Source organism: Brevibacterium sp. W7.2 (assembly GCF_018137945.1).
In the GTDB taxonomy this organism is placed as follows: domain Bacteria; phylum Actinomycetota; class Actinomycetes; order Actinomycetales; family Brevibacteriaceae; genus Brevibacterium; species Brevibacterium sanguinis.
On record NZ_CP073089.1, the window covers coordinates 1,785,766 to 1,802,427 of the forward strand.

At 69.8% G+C, this 16,662-nt stretch carries 16 protein-coding genes and 1 pseudogene; all 17 read left to right on the top strand.

Going from position 1 to position 16,662, the window contains the following annotated elements:
- Window positions 1-9 precede the first annotated feature (9 nt).
- The 17 genes and pseudogenes from aroC to metK all read left to right on the top strand — a co-directional run bounded on the left by aroC (window position 10) and on the right by metK (window position 16,661).
- Window positions 10-1,209, top strand: coding sequence for a chorismate synthase (aroC, locus tag J9315_RS07925; protein ID WP_198498889.1), 1,200 nt, complete (start codon window positions 10-12; stop codon window positions 1,207-1,209).
- Complete coding sequence (locus tag J9315_RS07930) at window positions 1,206-1,829, top strand: shikimate kinase (RefSeq protein WP_140954958.1); 624 nt, start codon at window positions 1,206-1,208, stop codon at window positions 1,827-1,829. Before aroC ends, J9315_RS07930 begins: the two co-directional genes overlap by 4 nt.
- Window positions 1,826-2,938 carry a 3-dehydroquinate synthase gene (aroB, locus tag J9315_RS07935; protein WP_198498888.1) on the top strand — a complete coding sequence of 371 codons (1,113 nt, stop codon included), beginning with the start codon at window positions 1,826-1,828 and terminating at the stop codon, window positions 2,936-2,938. The genes J9315_RS07930 and aroB overlap by 4 nt, the downstream gene beginning before the upstream one ends.
- Before the next feature lie 129 nt (window positions 2,939-3,067).
- A complete protein-coding gene (efp, locus tag J9315_RS07940; protein WP_137823958.1) occupies window positions 3,068-3,628 on the top strand; it encodes an elongation factor P in 561 nt (186 codons plus the stop codon).
- A complete protein-coding gene (nusB, locus tag J9315_RS07945; protein ID WP_137823959.1) occupies window positions 3,629-4,036 on the top strand; it encodes a transcription antitermination factor NusB in 408 nt (135 codons plus the stop codon).
- Window positions 4,037-4,157: 121 nt separating this feature from the next.
- Window positions 4,158-4,709, top strand: coding sequence for a bifunctional pyr operon transcriptional regulator/uracil phosphoribosyltransferase PyrR (gene pyrR, locus J9315_RS07950; protein ID WP_198498887.1), 552 nt, complete (start codon window positions 4,158-4,160; stop codon window positions 4,707-4,709).
- Window positions 4,706-5,702, top strand: a pseudogene (locus J9315_RS07955) (aspartate carbamoyltransferase catalytic subunit). The gene pyrR and the pseudogene J9315_RS07955 overlap by 4 nt, the downstream one beginning before the upstream one ends.
- On the top strand, window positions 5,695-7,005 hold the full coding sequence (locus tag J9315_RS07960) for a dihydroorotase (protein WP_211979155.1): 1,311 nt from the start codon (window positions 5,695-5,697) through the stop codon (window positions 7,003-7,005). The pseudogene J9315_RS07955 and the gene J9315_RS07960 overlap by 8 nt, the downstream one beginning before the upstream one ends.
- A complete protein-coding gene (locus J9315_RS07965; RefSeq protein WP_137823963.1) occupies window positions 6,990-7,484 on the top strand; it encodes a hypothetical protein in 495 nt (164 codons plus the stop codon). The genes J9315_RS07960 and J9315_RS07965 overlap by 16 nt, the downstream gene beginning before the upstream one ends.
- Window positions 7,481-8,620 carry a glutamine-hydrolyzing carbamoyl-phosphate synthase small subunit gene (gene carA, locus J9315_RS07970; protein ID WP_211979156.1) on the top strand — a complete coding sequence of 380 codons (1,140 nt, stop codon included), beginning with the start codon at window positions 7,481-7,483 and terminating at the stop codon, window positions 8,618-8,620. Before J9315_RS07965 ends, carA begins: the two co-directional genes overlap by 4 nt.
- A 9-nt stretch (window positions 8,621-8,629) precedes the next feature.
- The gene (gene carB / locus J9315_RS07975; protein WP_211979157.1) at window positions 8,630-11,905 is read left to right on the top strand and encodes a carbamoyl-phosphate synthase large subunit; all 3,276 of its coding nucleotides are present in this window, start codon (window positions 8,630-8,632) and stop codon (window positions 11,903-11,905) included.
- Window positions 11,905-12,786 carry an orotidine-5'-phosphate decarboxylase gene (pyrF, locus tag J9315_RS07980; RefSeq protein WP_211979275.1) on the top strand — a complete coding sequence of 294 codons (882 nt, stop codon included), beginning with the start codon at window positions 11,905-11,907 and terminating at the stop codon, window positions 12,784-12,786. The genes carB and pyrF overlap by 1 nt, the downstream gene beginning before the upstream one ends.
- Before the next feature lie 136 nt (window positions 12,787-12,922).
- Window positions 12,923-13,234 carry an integration host factor, actinobacterial type gene (gene mihF, locus J9315_RS07985; protein WP_137823967.1) on the top strand — a complete coding sequence of 104 codons (312 nt, stop codon included), beginning with the start codon at window positions 12,923-12,925 and terminating at the stop codon, window positions 13,232-13,234.
- Between the two features lie 18 nt (window positions 13,235-13,252).
- Window positions 13,253-13,816, top strand: a complete 564-nt coding sequence (gene gmk, locus J9315_RS07990; protein WP_198498883.1) for a guanylate kinase — start codon at window positions 13,253-13,255, stop codon at window positions 13,814-13,816.
- On the top strand, window positions 13,817-14,164 hold the full coding sequence (rpoZ, locus tag J9315_RS07995; RefSeq protein WP_198498882.1) for a DNA-directed RNA polymerase subunit omega: 348 nt from the start codon (window positions 13,817-13,819) through the stop codon (window positions 14,162-14,164). It begins immediately after the preceding gene.
- Window positions 14,161-15,462 carry a bifunctional phosphopantothenoylcysteine decarboxylase/phosphopantothenate--cysteine ligase CoaBC gene (gene coaBC, locus J9315_RS08000; protein ID WP_211979158.1) on the top strand — a complete coding sequence of 434 codons (1,302 nt, stop codon included), beginning with the start codon at window positions 14,161-14,163 and terminating at the stop codon, window positions 15,460-15,462. The genes rpoZ and coaBC overlap by 4 nt, the downstream gene beginning before the upstream one ends.
- Window positions 15,459-16,661 carry a methionine adenosyltransferase gene (gene metK, locus J9315_RS08005; protein ID WP_211979159.1) on the top strand — a complete coding sequence of 401 codons (1,203 nt, stop codon included), beginning with the start codon at window positions 15,459-15,461 and terminating at the stop codon, window positions 16,659-16,661. The genes coaBC and metK overlap by 4 nt, the downstream gene beginning before the upstream one ends.
- Window position 16,662 lies beyond the last annotated feature (1 nt).

A 16,662-nucleotide genomic window follows, 5' to 3' on the forward strand; every position in this document is an offset into this window, starting at 1 on the left:
ATCGGTGGAATGTTGAGATGGCTGACTGCAGGCGAATCCCACGGCGAAGCGCTGATCGGGATCATTGAGGGGCTGCCCGCCCACATCCCGATCACCAGGGACGACATCCGCGTCAACCTCGCCAGGCGCAGGCTCGGCTACGGCCGGGGCGCGCGCATGAAGTTCGAAGCCGACGAGGTCCGGATCCTCGGCGGCGTCCGCCACGCGAAGACCCTCGGCTCGCCGGTGGCGATCGAGGTCGGCAACACCGAATGGCCCAAATGGGAGACGGTGATGAGCGCCGACGCCATCGACGAGTCCGACCTCGACGGTCAGGCCCGCAACGCCCCGCTCACCCGTCCGCGCCCCGGCCACGCCGACATCGTCGGGATGCAGAAGTACGGCTTCGACGAGGCCCGCCCCGTCCTCGAACGCGCCTCGGCCCGGGAGACGGCGATGCGCGTGGCGCTCGGGACCGTGGCCGCGAAGTTCCTCGGCGAACTCGGCATCACCCTCGTCTCCCACACGGTGGCGATCGGCGGCGTCGAGAACGCACCCGGCGCTGACGCCCCGCTGCCGCGCGCCAGTGACGTCGACGCCCTCGACGGCGACCCCGTCCGCAGCTTCGATCCGGCGCTGTCGACCCGGATGGTCGCGGAGATCGACGCAGCGAAGAAGGCCGGGGACACCCTCGGCGGAGTCGTCGAGGTCCTCGCCTACGACCTCCCGCCGGGCCTCGGCTCCCACGTCCACTGGGACCGCCGCCTCGACTCCCGCCTCGCCGGTGCCCTCATGGGCGTCCAGGCGATCAAGGGCGTCGAGGTCGGCGACGGCTTCCTCACCGCCGCCCGCCCCGGATCGGCCGCCCACGACGAGATCCTCGTCGGCGCCTCCGGCTACCACCGGGCGAGCAACCGCGCCGGCGGCACCGAGGGCGGCATGTCGACGGGCGAGCCGCTGCGCGTGCGCGCGGCGATGAAGCCGATCGCCACCGTGCCCCGCGCCCTGTCGACCGTCGACGTCGTCACCGGGGAGCCGGCGAAGGCCAACCACCAGCGCTCGGATGTCTGCGCCGTGCCCGCCGCCGGCGTCGTCGCCGAGGCGATGGTCGCCCTCGTCCTCGCCGAGGCGGTCGTCGAGAAATTCGGCGGCGACTCGGTGGCCGAGACGAAGCGGAACCTGGAGGGCTACCTCGCCGCCATCCCGGAGAACCTGCGCATCGGACGATGAGCGAGCACCCGCTTCCGAAACCCGTCCCGCCGCTCGAACCGGTGCCCGCCGCGCACTCGCGCATCGTGCTCACCGGGCCGCCGGCGGCGGGGAAGTCGACGATCGGCCGGCTCCTCGCCGACCGGCTGGGCCTGCCCCTGACGGACACCGACGCGAACATCGTCGACCGCCACGGCGTCATCGCCGACATCTTCGTCGAACGCGGTGAGGACCACTTCCGCCGCCTCGAACGCGAAGTCGTGCGCCGGGCGCTGCGCCGACTCCTCGACCGCCCCGGCATCGTCTCCCTCGGCGGGGGAGCGATACTCAACTCCGGGACCCGCGCGCAGCTGCTCCACCCCGCGATCAAGGTCGTCCACATCGACATCGACACCGAGACCGTGGCCCCGCGGCTCAACGCCCCGCACCGGCCGCTGCTGCGCGGGGCGGGCTCCCCGGTGGAGAACTGGCTCGCCCTCGTCGCCGAACGCGAACCCCTCTACCAGCAGGTGGCGACGTTCCGCGTCCACGCCTCGAACTCACCGCCCTCGACCGTCGTCAACCGCATCGTCGACGTCCTCACCGGCCTCCAGCGGGCCGAGGACTACGCGAAGTACCAGCAGACCAAGGAGACCCCATGACCGTGACCACCATCGACGTCGACGCCGGAGGCCGCTACCCGGTGCTCGTCGGTCAGGGACTGCTCGGGCAGCTGCCCGACCTGCTCGGACCCCAGGTCGAGAAGGTCCTCGTCATCCACCCCCGCGCCCTGCGCTCGACGGGCGAGGCGGTGCGCGACGACCTCGGCGCGACGGGACTCGACGCGATCGTCGCGGAGATCCCCGACGCCGAGGAGGCCAAGCACATCCAGGTCGCCGCCTTCTGCTGGCAGGTGCTCGGGCAGTCCGACTTCACCCGCACCGACGCGATCGTCACCGTCGGCGGGGGAGCGGTGAGCGACCTCGGCGGATTCGTCGCCGCGACATGGCTGCGCGGGATCCGCGTCATCCACATCCCCACGACGGTCCTCGGCATGGTCGACGCCGCGATCGGCGGGAAGACCGGGATCAACACGGCCGAGGGCAAGAACCTCGTCGGCTCCTTCCACGCCCCCGCCGGCGTCCTCGTCGACCTCGACACGCTGTCCACCCTGCCGGAGAACGAGCTCTTCACCGGGCTCGCCGAGGTGGTCAAGGCCGGCTTCATCGCCGACCCCGTCATCCTCGACCTCCTCCGCGACCACACGAAGGAGGAGATCGCCGACGTCAACGGACCCGTGCTCCGGGAACTCATCGAACGGGCGATCGCCGTGAAGGCCGAGGTCGTCGCCGACGACTTCACGGAGGCCGGGCGCCGCGAGATCCTCAACTACGGCCACACCCTCGGCCACGCGATCGAGCACAAGGAGCGCTACCAGTGGCGCCACGGCGCGGCCGTGTCCGTCGGCATGGTCTTCGCCGCCGAGGTCGCGGCGATGGTGAAGAACCTCCCCGCCGAGGTCGTCGACCTCCACCGCGAGCTGCTCACCAAGCTCGGCCTGCCCACCGGGTACCGTGCCGACGTGTGGCCGCAGCTGCTCGACACGATGAAGCGGGACAAGAAGGCCCGCGGGTCGATGCTGCGCATGGTGCTGCTGAGCGACATCGGTCAGCCCGCGACCGTCGAGATCCCCGACGTCTCCCTCCTCCACACCGCGTACCAGGAGATCGGCGAGGACTCCCCGCGCAGGCTGCTCGGGCCCGGCGCGTGAGCGACGGGGGCGCTCCCTGAGCGCGTATGACAGTGGCAGTGCGGGCTTGCTAGAATCGCTCATTGGCGAAACCGCCGCCCCCTGACACGACCGCATCGTGCGGGGCATGATGTGAAGAAGGACGGATTAGTGGCGACAACGAACGACCTGAAGAACGGCCTCGTGCTCAACCTCGACAACCAGCTGTGGCAGGTGCTGGAGTTCCAGCACGTCAAGCCCGGCAAGGGTCCCGCGTTCGTCCGCACCAAGCTCAAGCACGTGATCTCCGGCAAGATCATCGACAAGACGTTCAACGCCGGCACCAAGGTCGAGACCGCCAACGTCGACCGCCGTGACATGCAGTACCTCTACCACGACGGCTCCGACTACGTCTTCATGGACGCCAAGGACTACGACCAGGTGACCATTCCGGCGAGCCTCGTCGCCGACGCCGCGAACTACATGCTCGAGAACCAGGAGCTCCAGGTCTCCTTCCACGACGGCACCCCGCTGTCGGTCGAGCTCCCGGCCTCCGTCGAGCTGACGATCTCCCACACCGAACCGGGCCTCCAGGGCGACCGCTCGACCGGCGGATCGAAGCCCGCGACCCTGGAGACCGGCTATGAGATCCAGGTCCCGCTCTTCCTCGAAGAGGGCACGAAGATCAAGGTCGACACCCGCACGGGTGACTACCTCGGCCGCGTCAAGTAAGTGGGAGCACGCACCCGGGCCCGACGCCGGGCCCTCGAGCTCCTCTTCGAAGCGGGGCAGCGGGGACTCGACATCGACGAGGTCGTGGCCATGCGGTCGAACGACCCCGACTACCCGATGAAGGCGTACGCCGTCGAGATCGTCGACGGCGTGAAGTCCCACCGCGAGGAGATCGACGAGATCATCTCCACCTACTCGGAGGGCTGGACGATCGACCGGATGCCGGCCGTCGACCGGGCGCTGCTCGAGATCGGCACGTGGGAGATCCTCTTCAACGACGAGGTTCCCGACACCGCCGCGATCGACGAGGCGAAGATGCTCGCGAAGCAGTTCTCGACCGACGACTCCCCGGGCTTCGTCTCGGGTCTGCTCTCGCGCATCCTCGACGTCAAACCGACGCTGACGTGAGTCGCTGCGCCCGCACTCGCCGGGCGCAGCGGACCCACCGCTCGGGCCGGCGCAGGCGCGCGCTAGACTGAGCACACCACGCTCCTTTAACCACCGTCCCGAGAGGCGGAGAAGGGCAGATATGACTGAGCGAACAGTGCTCGATGCCGCAGACATGCGGCGGGCGATGACCCGCATCGCCCACGAGATCATCGAAGGCAACAAGGGCACCGACGATCTCGTCCTCCTCGGCATTCCCCGCCGCGGAGTGCCCCTGGCCACCCGCCTCGGTGAGCTCATCGCCGACATCTCCGACCGTCCGCAGGGCGCTCCGGGACTCGTCGGCAGCCTCGACATCACGATGTATCGCGATGACCTGCGCTCGAACGCCTACCGGGCACCGGCCCCCACCGACATCCCCGGGGAGGGCATCGACGGGACCACCGTCGTCCTCGTCGACGACGTCCTCTTCTCGGGCCGGACGATCCGGGCCGCCCTCGACGCGCTCTCGGACCTCGGCCGCCCCGCCAAGGTGCGTCTGGCCGTCCTCGTCGACCGCGGCCACCGGGACCTGCCGATCCGCGCCGACCACGTCGGCAAGAACCTCCCCACCTCGAGCAGCGAACGCGTCAACGTCTCGCTCGCCGAGATCGACGGAACCGACGCCGTGACGATCTCCGGAGGCCGCGAATGAAGCACCTCCTCGACACCGCGTCGCTGACCCGCGAGGACGCCGTCGCGATCCTCGACATCGCCGAGGAGATGGCGCAGGTCGGTGAGCGCGAGGTGAAGAAGCTGCCCGTGCTGCGCGGCCGCACCGTCGTCAACCTCTTCTTCGAGGACTCGACCCGCACCCGGCTCTCCTTCGAAGCCGCCGCGAAGCGCCTGTCCGCCGACGTCCTCAACTTCTCCGCGAAGGGCTCCTCGGTGTCGAAGGGCGAGAGCCTCCAGGACACCGTCCAGACGATCTCCGCGATGGGCGCCGACGCGATCGTCGTCCGCCACTCCGCCGCCGGCACCGCGCAGCGCCTCGCCGACACCGGCTGGATCGACGTCCCCGTCGTCAACGCCGGGGACGGCACCCACGAACACCCCACACAGGCCCTGCTCGACGCCTTCACCCTGCGCCGGGCGCTGGGCGGCTTCCCCGCCTCGGGGGCGGTCAAGGACGGACCCCGCGGGAAGGGCCTCGACGGCGCCACCGTGGCGATCGTCGGCGACATCCTCCACTCCCGGGTGGCCCGGTCGAACGTCCACCTGCTCGACCGCCTCGGCGCCGACGTCCACCTCATCGCCCCGCCCACGCTCCTGCCTGGGGCGCGGAGACGTGGCCGGTGACGATCCACTACGACCTCGACGAGGCGATCGCCGGCCAGGACTTCGACGCGGTGATGATGCTGCGCGTCCAGCACGAGCGGATGCACGAGTCGTTCTTCCCCAACGCCCGCGAGTACGCGCGCCTGTGGGGACTGAGCGAGGCCCGCCTGTGGGCCCTGCCGGAGTCGGCCTTCATCATGCACCCCGGGCCGATGAACCGGGGCTTCGAGATCTCCGCGGCCGCCGCGGACTCGCGGCCGCCGCGGACTCACCCCGCGCCCTCGTCCTCGACCAGGTCGAGAACGGTGTGAGCGTGCGCATGGCGGTGCTCTACCGTCTGCTGACCGGTCAGGAGGAGACCATTGACTGACTACCTCATCCAGGGCGCCGACGTGCTCGGCCGCGGCCCAGCCGACATCGCGATCGCCGACGGCGCGTTCGTCGACCCCGACCTCCTCGGGCCCGACCCCGAGGTCATCGACGCCACCGGACTCATCGCCCTGCCCGGCCTCGTCGACATGCACACCCACCTGCGCGAACCCGGCAAGGAGGACGCGGAGACGGTGCTCACCGGCTCCCGGTCCGCCGCCGCCGGCGGGTACACGTGCGTCCACGCGATGGCGAACACCGCCCCCGTGGCCGACACCGCCGGCGTCGTCGAACAGGTCCACCGGCTGGGTCGCAGCGCCGGCTTCACCGAGGTCGTGCCCATCGGCGCCGTGACCATCGGGCTCGAGGGCAGGCAGCTCGCCGAACTCGGCGCGATGGCCCGCTCGGAGGCCCGCGTGCGGATCTTCTCCGACGACGGGATCTGCGTCTCCGACCCGCTGCTCATGCGCCGGGCCCTCGAATACGTCAAGACCTTCGACGGCGTCATCGCCCAGCACGCGCAGGAGCCCCGGCTCACCGAGGGCGCGCAGATGAACGAGGGCGTGGTCTCGGCCGAACTCGGCCTGCCCGGCTGGCCCGCGGTCGCCGAGGAGTCGATCATCGCCCGTGACGTGCTGCTGGCCGAACACGTCGGCTCCCGCCTCCACATCTGCCACGTCTCGACCGCCGGCAGCGTCGACATCGTCCGCTGGGCGAAGTCGCGAGGAGTCCGGGTCACCGCCGAGGTCACACCGCATCACCTCATGCTCACCGACGAACTCGTGCGCACCTTCGACCCCGTCTACAAGGTCAACCCGCCGCTGCGCGCGCAGCGCGACGTCACGGCCCTGCGGGAGGCGCTGGCCGACGGCACGATCGACGTCATCGGCACCGACCACGCCCCGCACACCGCCGAACACAAGTGCAGCGAATGGTCGGCCGCGGCCATGGGCATGGTCGGCATGGAGACCGCCCTGCCCATCGTCGTCGAGGCGATGCGCGACTACGACTTCGACTTCGGCGACATCGCCCGGGTGATGTCCCAGGCCCCCGCCCGGATCACCGGCGCCACCGGCCACGGCAGCCTCGAGACGGGTGCGAGCGCGAACCTCGTGCTCATCGACCCGAACGCCCCGCACACGATCGTCCCGGCCGACCACGCGACGAAGGGCAGGAACAACCCCTTCGCCGGTCTCGAGGTCGCCACCGCGATCACCGACACGTTCTTCTACGGGCACCGCGTGCTCGCAGACGGCGAACTCACCACCCCCCATCCGGCAGGAGCGTCATGGACCGAACAGTGAGCGTCCTCATCATCGCAGGCATCCTCCTCCTCATCCTCCTCGCCCTGACCTGGGGCTGGTCGCGGCGCAAGAGCCGACAGACCGACGTCGCCGCCCCCGTCAAGCCGGGCCTCGGCATCACCCCGATCGCCGACCCCGTGGCCGGTTCGTACGTCTCGACGACGACGGCCGGCAACCCGCTCGACCGCGTCGCCGTCCACGGCCTGGGCATCCGCACCAGCGGCGAGCTCGTCGTCACCGACGCCGGGGTCATCATGGACCTCGCCGGGCGGGAGGACTTCATCATCCCGCGCTCCGACATCGTCTCCGTCGACACCACCTCGGGGATGATCGGGAAGTTCGTCGAACGCGGCGGCATCGTCCGCATCACCTGGAGGCTCGGGGAGACCCTCGTCGACACGGGCTTCCGCGCCCGGTACTCCGCCGACACCGCCCCCACCGTCAACCGCATCCGAGAGATGATCGTAGAGGCACCATGAGACTGTCCACCACCCCCGCCGTCCTCGTGCTCGAAGACGGCCGCACGTTCACCGGATCCGCCTACGGCGCGATCGGCCAGACCGTCGGCGAAGCCGTGTTCGTCACCGCGATGTCCGGCTACCAGGAGACCCTGACCGATCCGTCGTACCACCGGCAGATCATCATCCAGACCGCACCCCACATCGGCAACACCGGCGTCAATGCCGCCGACGACGAGTCCCGCCGCTTCTGGGCCGCCGGCTACGTCGTCCGCGACGCCTCCCGCGTCTCGTCGAACTGGCGCAGCGAGGGCGACCTCGACGAGCGGCTCAAGTCCGAGGGCATCGTCGGCATCAGCGACGTCGACACCCGGGCGCTCACCCTCCACCTGCGGGACAAGGGAGCGATGCGGATGGGGATCTTCTCCGGTCCCGCCGCCGAGCTCGACCCGACCGTCATGCTCGAGACGGTCCTCGAGACCCCGCGGATGGCCGGGGCCCGACTCGCCGAGGAGGTCAGCGTCTCCGCACCCGAGTTCGTGCCCGCTGTCGGCGAAGCGAAGTTCAGCGTCGCTGCCGTCGACCTCGGCATCAAGGCGATGACCCCGCAGCGACTGGCCGAGCGCGGCATCGACGTCCACGTCCTGCCCGCCTCGGTGAGCTTCGCCGAGATCGAGGCCCTCGGCGTCGACGGGGTGTTCTTCTCCAACGGTCCCGGCGATCCCGCGACCGCCGACGACCAGGTCGAGCTGCTGCGGCAGGTGCTCGCCGCACGGATCCCGTTCTTCGGCATCTGCTTCGGCAATCAGCTGCTCGGCCGGGCCCTGGGTTTCGGCACGTTCAAGCTGCCCTTCGGCCACCGCGGCATCAACGTCCCCGTCATCGACCGGACGACCGAGAAGGTCGAGATCACCGCCCAGAACCACGGCTTCGCCGTCGACGCCCCGCTCGAGGGGGAGACCACGGCCCCGGCGGACCCGGACTTCGGCCGCGTCGCCGTGTCCCACGTGTGCCTCAACGACGACGTCGTCGAGGGACTCCAGTGCCTCGACATCCCCGCGTTCTCCGTCCAATTCCACCCCGAGGCAGCGGCCGGGCCCCACGATTCGAGCTACCTGTTCGATCGGTTCGTCGACCTCATGTCCGCCCGCGCCTAAGGAGACCCCATGCCACTGAGAAGCGATATCGAATCCGTCCTCGTCATCGGCTCCGGTCCCATCGTCATCGGACAGGCCTGCGAGTTCGACTACTCCGGCACCCAGGCGTGCCGTGTGCTCCGGTCCGAGGGCCTGCGCGTCATCCTCATCAACTCGAACCCCGCGACGATCATGACCGACCCCGACGTCGCCGACGCCACCTACGTCGAACCGATCGACCCCGACATCATCGAGTCGATCATCGCCAAGGAGCGCCCCGACGCCCTCCTGCCGACCCTCGGCGGGCAGACCGCGCTCAACGCCGCGATCGCCCTCCACGACGCCGGCACGCTCGAGAAGTACGGCGTCGAGCTCATCGGCGCCGACGTCGACGCGATCCAGCGCGGTGAGGACCGCCAGAAGTTCAAGGACATCGTCGAGGAATGCGGCGCCGAGGTGGCCCGCTCCGTCATCTGCCACACCCTCGACGAGGCGCTGACCGGGGCCGAAGAGCTCGGCTACCCGCTCGTCATCCGTCCCTCCTTCACGATGGGCGGCCTCGGGTCGGGCATGGCCTACGACGAGACGGATCTGCGCCGCATCGCCGGTGCCGGGCTCTCGGACTCCCTGACGACCGAGGTCCTCCTCGAGGAGTCGATCCTCGGCTGGAAGGAGTACGAGCTCGAGCTCATGCGCGACCACAAGGACAACGTCGTCGTCGTGTGCTCGATCGAGAACGTCGACCCCGTCGGCGTCCACACCGGTGACTCGATCACCGTCGCCCCCTCGCTGACGCTCACCGACCGCGAATACCAGACGATGCGCGACATCGGCATCGACATCATCCGCGCCGTCGGCGTCGACACCGGCGGCTGCAACATCCAGTTCGCCGTCGACCCGGCCACCGGTCGCATCGTCGTCATCGAGATGAACCCGCGGGTCTCCCGGTCCTCGGCGCTGGCGTCGAAGGCCACGGGCTTCCCGATCGCGAAGATGGCGGCCAAGCTCGCCGTCGGCTACTCCCTCGACGAGATCCCCAACGACATCACGAAGGTCACCCCGGCGAGCTTCGAGCCGACCCTCGACTACGTCGTCGTCAAGATCCCGCGCTTCACCTTCGAGAAGTTCCCCGCCGCCGACCCGACCCTGACGACGACGATGAAATCCGTCGGCGAGGTCATGGCGCTGGGCCGCAACTTCACGACCGCCCTGCAGAAGGCGATGCGCTCGATGGAGCAGAAGGGCTCCTCGTTCGACTGGTCGGACCTGCCCGACATCAGCGACGACGAGGTGCGCGAGGCCCTCCTCGAACGGATCGCCCACCCCACCGCCGACCGCATCCACTCCGTCCAGCGCGGGCTCGCCGCGGGCCTGACGAACGCCGAGGTCCACGAGGCCTGCGGGATCGACCCGTGGTTCCTCGACCAGATCGAGCTCATCAACGAGGTCGCGCAGTTCATCGCCGACGCCGACGAGCTCGACTCCGAGGTGCTCAGGGTCGCGAAGAACCACGGGTTCTCCGACGAGCAGATCGCCGGGCTGCGCAGCCTCACCACCGAGGTCGTCACCGGCATCCGCCACGCCCTGCGCATCCGCCCCGTCTTCAAGACCGTCGACACGTGCGCGGGAGAGTTCGAAGCGCACACCCCGTACCACTACTCGAGCTACGACGCGGAGACCGAGGTCGCCCCGCGGGAGCGCCCCGCCGTCCTCATCCTCGGGTCGGGTCCGAACCGGATCGGACAGGGCATCGAGTTCGACTACTCGTGCGTCCACGCGACGATGGCGATCGGGGAGGCCGGCTTCGAGACCGTCATGGTCAACTGCAACCCCGAGACCGTCTCGACCGACTACGACACCGCCGACCGCCTCTACTTCGAACCGCTGACGTTCGAAGACGTCATGGAGGTCTACCACGCGGAGCTCGCCGCCGGCCCCGTCGCCGGCGTCGTGTGCACCCTCGGCGGGCAGACCCCGCTCGGGCTCGCCGACCAGCTCAAGGCGGCGGGCGTGCCGGTGCTCGGCACCCAGCCCGAGGCGATCGACCTCGCCGAGGACCGGGGCGAATTCGGCGCCGTCCTCGACCGGGCGGGACTGACCGCGCCCAAGCACGGCACCGCCGTCACCGCCGCCCAGGCCGCGGCGATCGCCGCGGAGATCGGCTACCCCGTGCTCGTGCGCCCCTCCTACGTCCTCGGCGGCCGCGGCATGCAGATCGTCTACGACCGCACGCAGCTGCTCGACTACATGGCCACCGCCACCGAGGTCTCCGTCGACCGGCCCGTCCTCGTCGACCGGTTCCTCGAGGACGCCATCGAGATCGACGTCGACGCCCTCTACGACGGTGAGGACATCTTCATCGGCGGCATCATGGAGCACATCGAGGAGGCCGGCATCCACTCCGGCGACTCCGCGTGCGTGCTGCCCTCGCTCACCCTCGGCGAGGACGTCCTCGACCGCGTCCGGCAGGCCACCCGCGCGATCGCCGAAGGCGTGAGCGTCCGCGGCCTGCTCAACATCCAGTTCGCGATCACCGCCGACGTCCTCTACGTCATCGAAGCCAACCCGCGCGCCTCGCGCACCGTGCCGTTCGTCTCGAAGGCGACGTCGACGCAGCTGGCGAAGGCAGCCGCGCTCATCGCCGTGGGCCGGACCATCGCCGACCTGCGCGGCGATCTGCTGCCGGAGACCGGCGACGGCTCGACCCTGCCGCTCGAGCACCCGATCGCCGTCAAGGAGGCCGTGCTGCCGTTCCGCCGGTTCCGGACCGTCGAGGGCAAGGTCGTCGACTCGATCCTCGGCCCTGAGATGCGCTCGACCGGCGAGGTCATGGGCATCGACCACGACTTCCCGACGGCGTTCGCCAAGGGCCAGCTCGGCGCCTCGATCAAGCTGCCCACCTCGGGCACGGTGTTCGTCTCCGTCGCCGACCGCGACAAGCGGGCGATGGTCCTGCCGGTCAAGGAGCTCGTCGACCTCGGCTTCGACGTCGTCGCGACGACGGGCACGGCTGCCGTGCTCTCCCGCTACGGCATCGCGACCTCCCAGGTCCACAAGCACTTCGAGGCCGACGCCGAGGACCGCACGGTCCTCGACTACCTCGCCGCCGGGACGATCGACATGGTCATCAACGTGCCCTCCGGCCGTCAGGAGCGCGCCGACGGCTACGAGATCCGCGCCGCGGCGACCGCGAACTCGGTGCCGCTCATCACGACGATCGCCGAATTCGCCGCCGCCGTGACCTCGCTCCACGTCGTCCGCGACAAGACCTTCGGCGTGCGCAGCCTCCAGGACTGGAGCGCGTGATGTTCTCCACCCGGCTCACCGCGGCGATGGCCGCCCACGGTCCCGTGTGCGTGGGCATCGACCCCCACGACCATCTCCTTCAGACGTGGGGGCTGCCGCGGAGCGCCGCCGGCGTCCGGGAGTTCGGGCTGCGCACCGTTGAGGCGCTCGCGGGGACGGTCGCCGCGGTCAAACCGCAGGCCGCGTTCTTCGAGCGCTTCGGCTCCGCCGGCGTCGCCGCCCTCGAGGACACCCTCGCGGCGTGCCGGGAGCAGGGGCTGCTGACGATCCTCGACGTCAAGCGCGGGGACATCGGCTCGACGATGGCCGGCTACGCCGAGGCCCATCTGCTCCCGGACTCACCCCTGTCCGCCGACGCCATCACGGTCTCGCCCTACCTCGGCGTCGGAGCCCTGGCCGCCGCGTTCGACCTCGCCGCGGCCCACGATCGGGGCCTCTTCGTCCTCGCGCTCACCTCGAACCCCGAGGGCGCGGACGTCCAGCACGCCCGCACCGGTGCCGAGGCCCCTGGCTTCGGCGACTCCGTCGCCGGGTCCGTGGCCGCCGCCGTCGCCGCCCGCAATGCCGAGCTCACCGGGGGAGCGGGTGAGCTCGGCCCCTTCGGCCTCGTCGTCGGGGCGACGATCGGATCGGCCGCACGGGACCTCGGCTTCGACCCGAGCGCCTGCGGGGGACCGCTCCTCACCCCGGGCGTCGGGGCGCAGGGGGCCGGCCGGGACGAACTCCTCGACGTCTTCGGGCCCGAGGCGCTCGCACGACACCAGGTCGTCGTCGCCGTCTCCCGGGCCGTGCTCGCCGCCGGACCGGCCGGTCTCGCGGAGGCGGCCCGCAGCCTCAACGCGTCCCTGACGGCACCCCCGCCGGTGTCCGCCGGGCGCTGAGCGGCTCCCTGCGGCCTACCGCACAGTAGGGCCGGGGCGCGGATTTTCTTCCCTGCGCTGTGTCGGTTGTCATGGTTTGTGTTTTAGACTGAAGCAACTTCCCTACCTGCCCGTTCATGGTGACAGAGGAGATAATGTGGCACTCGAACCATTGACCCCGCAACAGCGTTCGGCCGCTCTTGACAAAGCGTTCAAGGCTCGACAGGTGCGCGCCGAGGTGAAGTCGGCCCTCAAGAGCGGTGAGACCGATCTTGCGGCAGTGCTCAAGAAGGCAGGGAAGGACGAAGCACTCGCGAAGATGCGCGTGCTCGACCTCCTCCGGTCGCTGCCCGGAGTGGGCGATCGCCGGGCCGAAGCGGCGATGGAAGAGGTCGGGATCGCCTCATCGCGGCGCATCAAGGGCCTCGGCGTGCACCAGAAGAACGCCCTGTTGGAGAAATACTCCTGAGTGTGACACTTTAGATCTGTGAACACTCGACTCACCGTTCTCGCGGGACCCACCGCAGTCGGAAAAGGCACCATCAGCTCCTATATCAGACAGCACCACCCCGAGATCTGGTTCTCGGTGTCTGCGACGACGCGGCCCCGGCGCCCCGGTGAGATCGACGGTGTTCATTATCACTTCGTCTCCGACGACGAGTTCGACGGGCTCATCTCCCGCGACGAGATGCTCGAGTACGCCGTCGTCCACGGCCGCCACCGCTACGGCACCCCGTCGGGGCCCGTGCGGCAGCACCTCGCCGAAGGCATCCCCTCCCTGCTCGAGATCGACCTGCAGGGGGCGCGCCAGGTCAAGGCGAAGATGCCCGACGCCCTCTTCGTCTTCCTCGCCCCGCCGACCTGGGACGAACTCGTCTGCCGGCTCACCGGGCGCGGCACCGAGAGCGCCGAGGAGCAGGCGAGGCGGCTGACCACGGCGCGGGCCGAACTCGCCGCCGAATCCGAGTTCGACGTCACCATCGTCAACGACAGTGTTCGCACTGCGGCAGAAGAACTCATACAATTGATGGGTATATCCACACTCGATTAGATGGGACACCCCTTGCCTGCTCAGCCCGAAGGCATCACCAATCCGCCGATCGACGAACTCCTCACCGTCACCGGCTCGAAGTACGAACTCGTGTCCGTCGCCGCTCAGCGTGCGCGCCAGATCAACTCCTACTACGCACAGCTGCAGGAGGGTCTGCTCGAGAACGTCGGACCGCTCGTCACCCCGGAACCCCACGAGAAGCCCTTGTCGATCGCCCTGCGCGAGATCAACGAGGGCAAGATCGTCTCCCGTGAGATCAGCGAAGCCGACTTCGCGACGACGACCGTCGAGGAGACCGCCGAGGCGCCCGTGAACACCGACGGCGCGATCGACTTCAGCGACCAGTGAGAATCGTCCTCGGAGTCGCCGGTGGGATCGCCGCCTACAAATCGGCGCACGTCATCCGGCGCCTCCGGGAGCTCGGGCACACCGTCACGGTCGTGCCCACCGCCGACGCCCTGAAGTTCGTCGGCGCCCCGACCTTCGAAGCGCTGTCGGGACAGCCCGTGACCACCGACGTCTTCGACGAGGTCGACAAGGTCAACCATGTGCGCATCGGCCATGAGGCCGAGCTCCTCATCGTCGCCCCGGCCACGGCGAACACGATCGCGAAGATCGCCGCCGGCCTCGCCGACGACCTGCTCACCGCCTCGGTGCTCACGACGACGGCGCCGATCGTCGTGGCGCCTGCGATGCACACGGAGATGTGGCACAACCACGCGACCGTGGCGAACATCGCGACGCTGCGCGAGCGCGGTGTCCACGTCCTCGACCCCGCCGTCGGCCGTCTCACCGGACCCGACTCCGGACCGGGGCGCCTGCCCGAACCCGAGGAGATCGTCGCCTTCGCCCTCGCCGCGGCCCAGGCCGATACGACCGAGGCCGGCACGACTGAGACCGCCGCTGCCCAGGCCGGCACGGCAGGCACCGACTCCACGGGCCCCCTGAGCGGCAGGCGCGTCGTCGTCAGCGCCGGCGGCACCCGAGAGGCGCTCGACCCCGTCCGGTTCCTCGGCAACCGCTCCTCGGGCAAACAGGGCATCGCGCTGGCCCGCGCCGCGTTCGCCGCCGGCGCGCAGGTCGAACTCGTCGCCGCGCACGTCGACTCCGGACTGCTCGCCGACCTGCCTGCCGGCATCACCGTGACCCCGATCGAATCGACCCTCGACCTCCAGGCCGCGATGGCCACGGCGGCCGAGCACGCCGACATCATCATCATGGCCGCCGCCGTCGCCGACTTCCGGCCGGCCCGGCTCGCCGATGCGAAGCTCAAGAAGTCCGGGGACGAGGGGATGAGCATCGAACTCGTCCAGAACCCCGACGTCCTCGCCGGGCTCGTCGCCGACCGCCGACCCGGCCAGTTCATCGTCGGCTTCGCCGCCGAGACCGGCGACGCCGCCCACACCGCACACGAGTACGCCGAGGCGAAGTTCCGTCGCAAGGGCGCCGACCTCCTCGTCTTCAACGACGTCTCCGCCGACCGCGCCTTCGGCCACGACGTCACCGAGGTCGTCATCCTCGCCGCCGGGGACGGTGGCTCCGACGTCGTCGACGCGGCGACGCTGGCGGGCACGAAGGACGATGTTGCGCAAAAGGTCGTTGCCGAAATCGCCCGCCGCACCACCCCAGTAGAATCGACGCCGTGAGTACATCCGAACTGCGCTACTTCTCCTCCGAATCCGTCACCGAAGGCCACCCCGACAAGATCTGCGATCAGATCAGCGACGCCGTGCTCGACGACCTCCTCTCCAAGGACCCGAACGCGAAGGTCGCCGTCGAGACGATGGTGACGACCGGGCTCGTCCACGTCGCCGGTGAGGTCAACACCGACGCGTACGCCGATGTCGCCGGCATCGTCCGCAGCCTCATCACCGGCATCGGCTACGACTCCTCGGACACCGGCTTCGACGGCCATTCGTGCGGTGTGTCGGTCTCGATCGGCAGCCAGTCTCTCGACATCCACTCCGGGGTGACGAACCCGCTCGACTTCCGCGAGGCGCTCGAGACCGACCACGGCTCGTCGCTGGGCGCCGGGGACCAGGGTCTGATGTTCGGCTACGCCGACAACGCGACCGACGTCCTCATGCCCCTGCCCATCCACCTCGCCTCCCGGATGGCCGAGAAGCTCAGCGCCGTCCGCAAGTCCGGGGAGCTGTCCTACCTCCGCCCCGACGGCAAGACCCAGCTGACGATCGGCTACGACGGGGACACCGCGGTCTCGCTCGAGAACATCGTCGTCTCCACCCAGCATGCCGCCGACATCTCCCAGGACCAGCTCAAGGCTGACATCGAGGAGTTCGTCGTCGGCCCGATCGCCGAGGCCTCGGGACTCGACCGCGGCAATGAGAAGATCCACATCAATCCCGCCGGGCCCTTCGTCACCGGCGGCCCGATGGGCGATGCGGGACTGACGGGGCGCAAGATCATCGTCGACACCTACGGCGGCTTCTCCCGCCACGGCGGCGGCGCGTTCTCCGGCAAGGACCCCTCGAAGGTCGACCGCTCGGCTGCCTACGCGATGCGCTGGGTGGCGAAGAACATCGTCGCCGCGGGACTCGCCGACCGCGCCGAGGTCCAGGTCTCCTACGCGATCGGCCGGGTCGACCCGATGGGCCTCTACGTCGAGACCTTCGGCACCGAGAAGGTCGACCCCGCGGCGATCACCAAGGCCATCCGCGAGGTCTTCGACCTGCGCCCGGCGATGATCATCCGCGAACTCGACCTGCTCCGCCCGATCTACTCGCAGACCTCGACGTACGGTCACTTCGGCCGTGAGCTGCCCGACTTCACGTGGGAGAGGACCGACCGCGCCGACGACCTGCTGCGCGCCGTGTCCGCGCACTGAG

Excerpts from the sequence above, each read along its gene's own strand:
- J9315_RS07930 (WP_140954958.1), top strand. The coding sequence starts at position 1,206 with ATGAGCGAGCACCCGCTTCCGAAACCCGTCCCGCCGCTCGAACCGGTG.
- pyrF (WP_211979275.1), top strand. The coding sequence starts at position 11,905 with ATGTTCTCCACCCGGCTCACCGCGGCGATGGCCGCCCACGGTCCCGTG.
- J9315_RS07965 (WP_137823963.1), top strand. The coding sequence starts at position 6,990 with ATGGACCGAACAGTGAGCGTCCTCATCATCGCAGGCATCCTCCTCCTC.
- aroB (WP_198498888.1), top strand. The coding sequence starts at position 1,826 with ATGACCGTGACCACCATCGACGTCGACGCCGGAGGCCGCTACCCGGTG.
- carB (WP_211979157.1), top strand. The coding sequence starts at position 8,630 with ATGCCACTGAGAAGCGATATCGAATCCGTCCTCGTCATCGGCTCCGGT.
- aroC (WP_198498889.1), top strand. The coding sequence starts at position 10 with ATGTTGAGATGGCTGACTGCAGGCGAATCCCACGGCGAAGCGCTGATC.
- carA (WP_211979156.1), top strand. The coding sequence starts at position 7,481 with ATGAGACTGTCCACCACCCCCGCCGTCCTCGTGCTCGAAGACGGCCGC.
- rpoZ (WP_198498882.1), top strand. The coding sequence starts at position 13,817 with ATGGGACACCCCTTGCCTGCTCAGCCCGAAGGCATCACCAATCCGCCG.
- pyrR (WP_198498887.1), top strand. The coding sequence starts at position 4,158 with ATGACTGAGCGAACAGTGCTCGATGCCGCAGACATGCGGCGGGCGATG.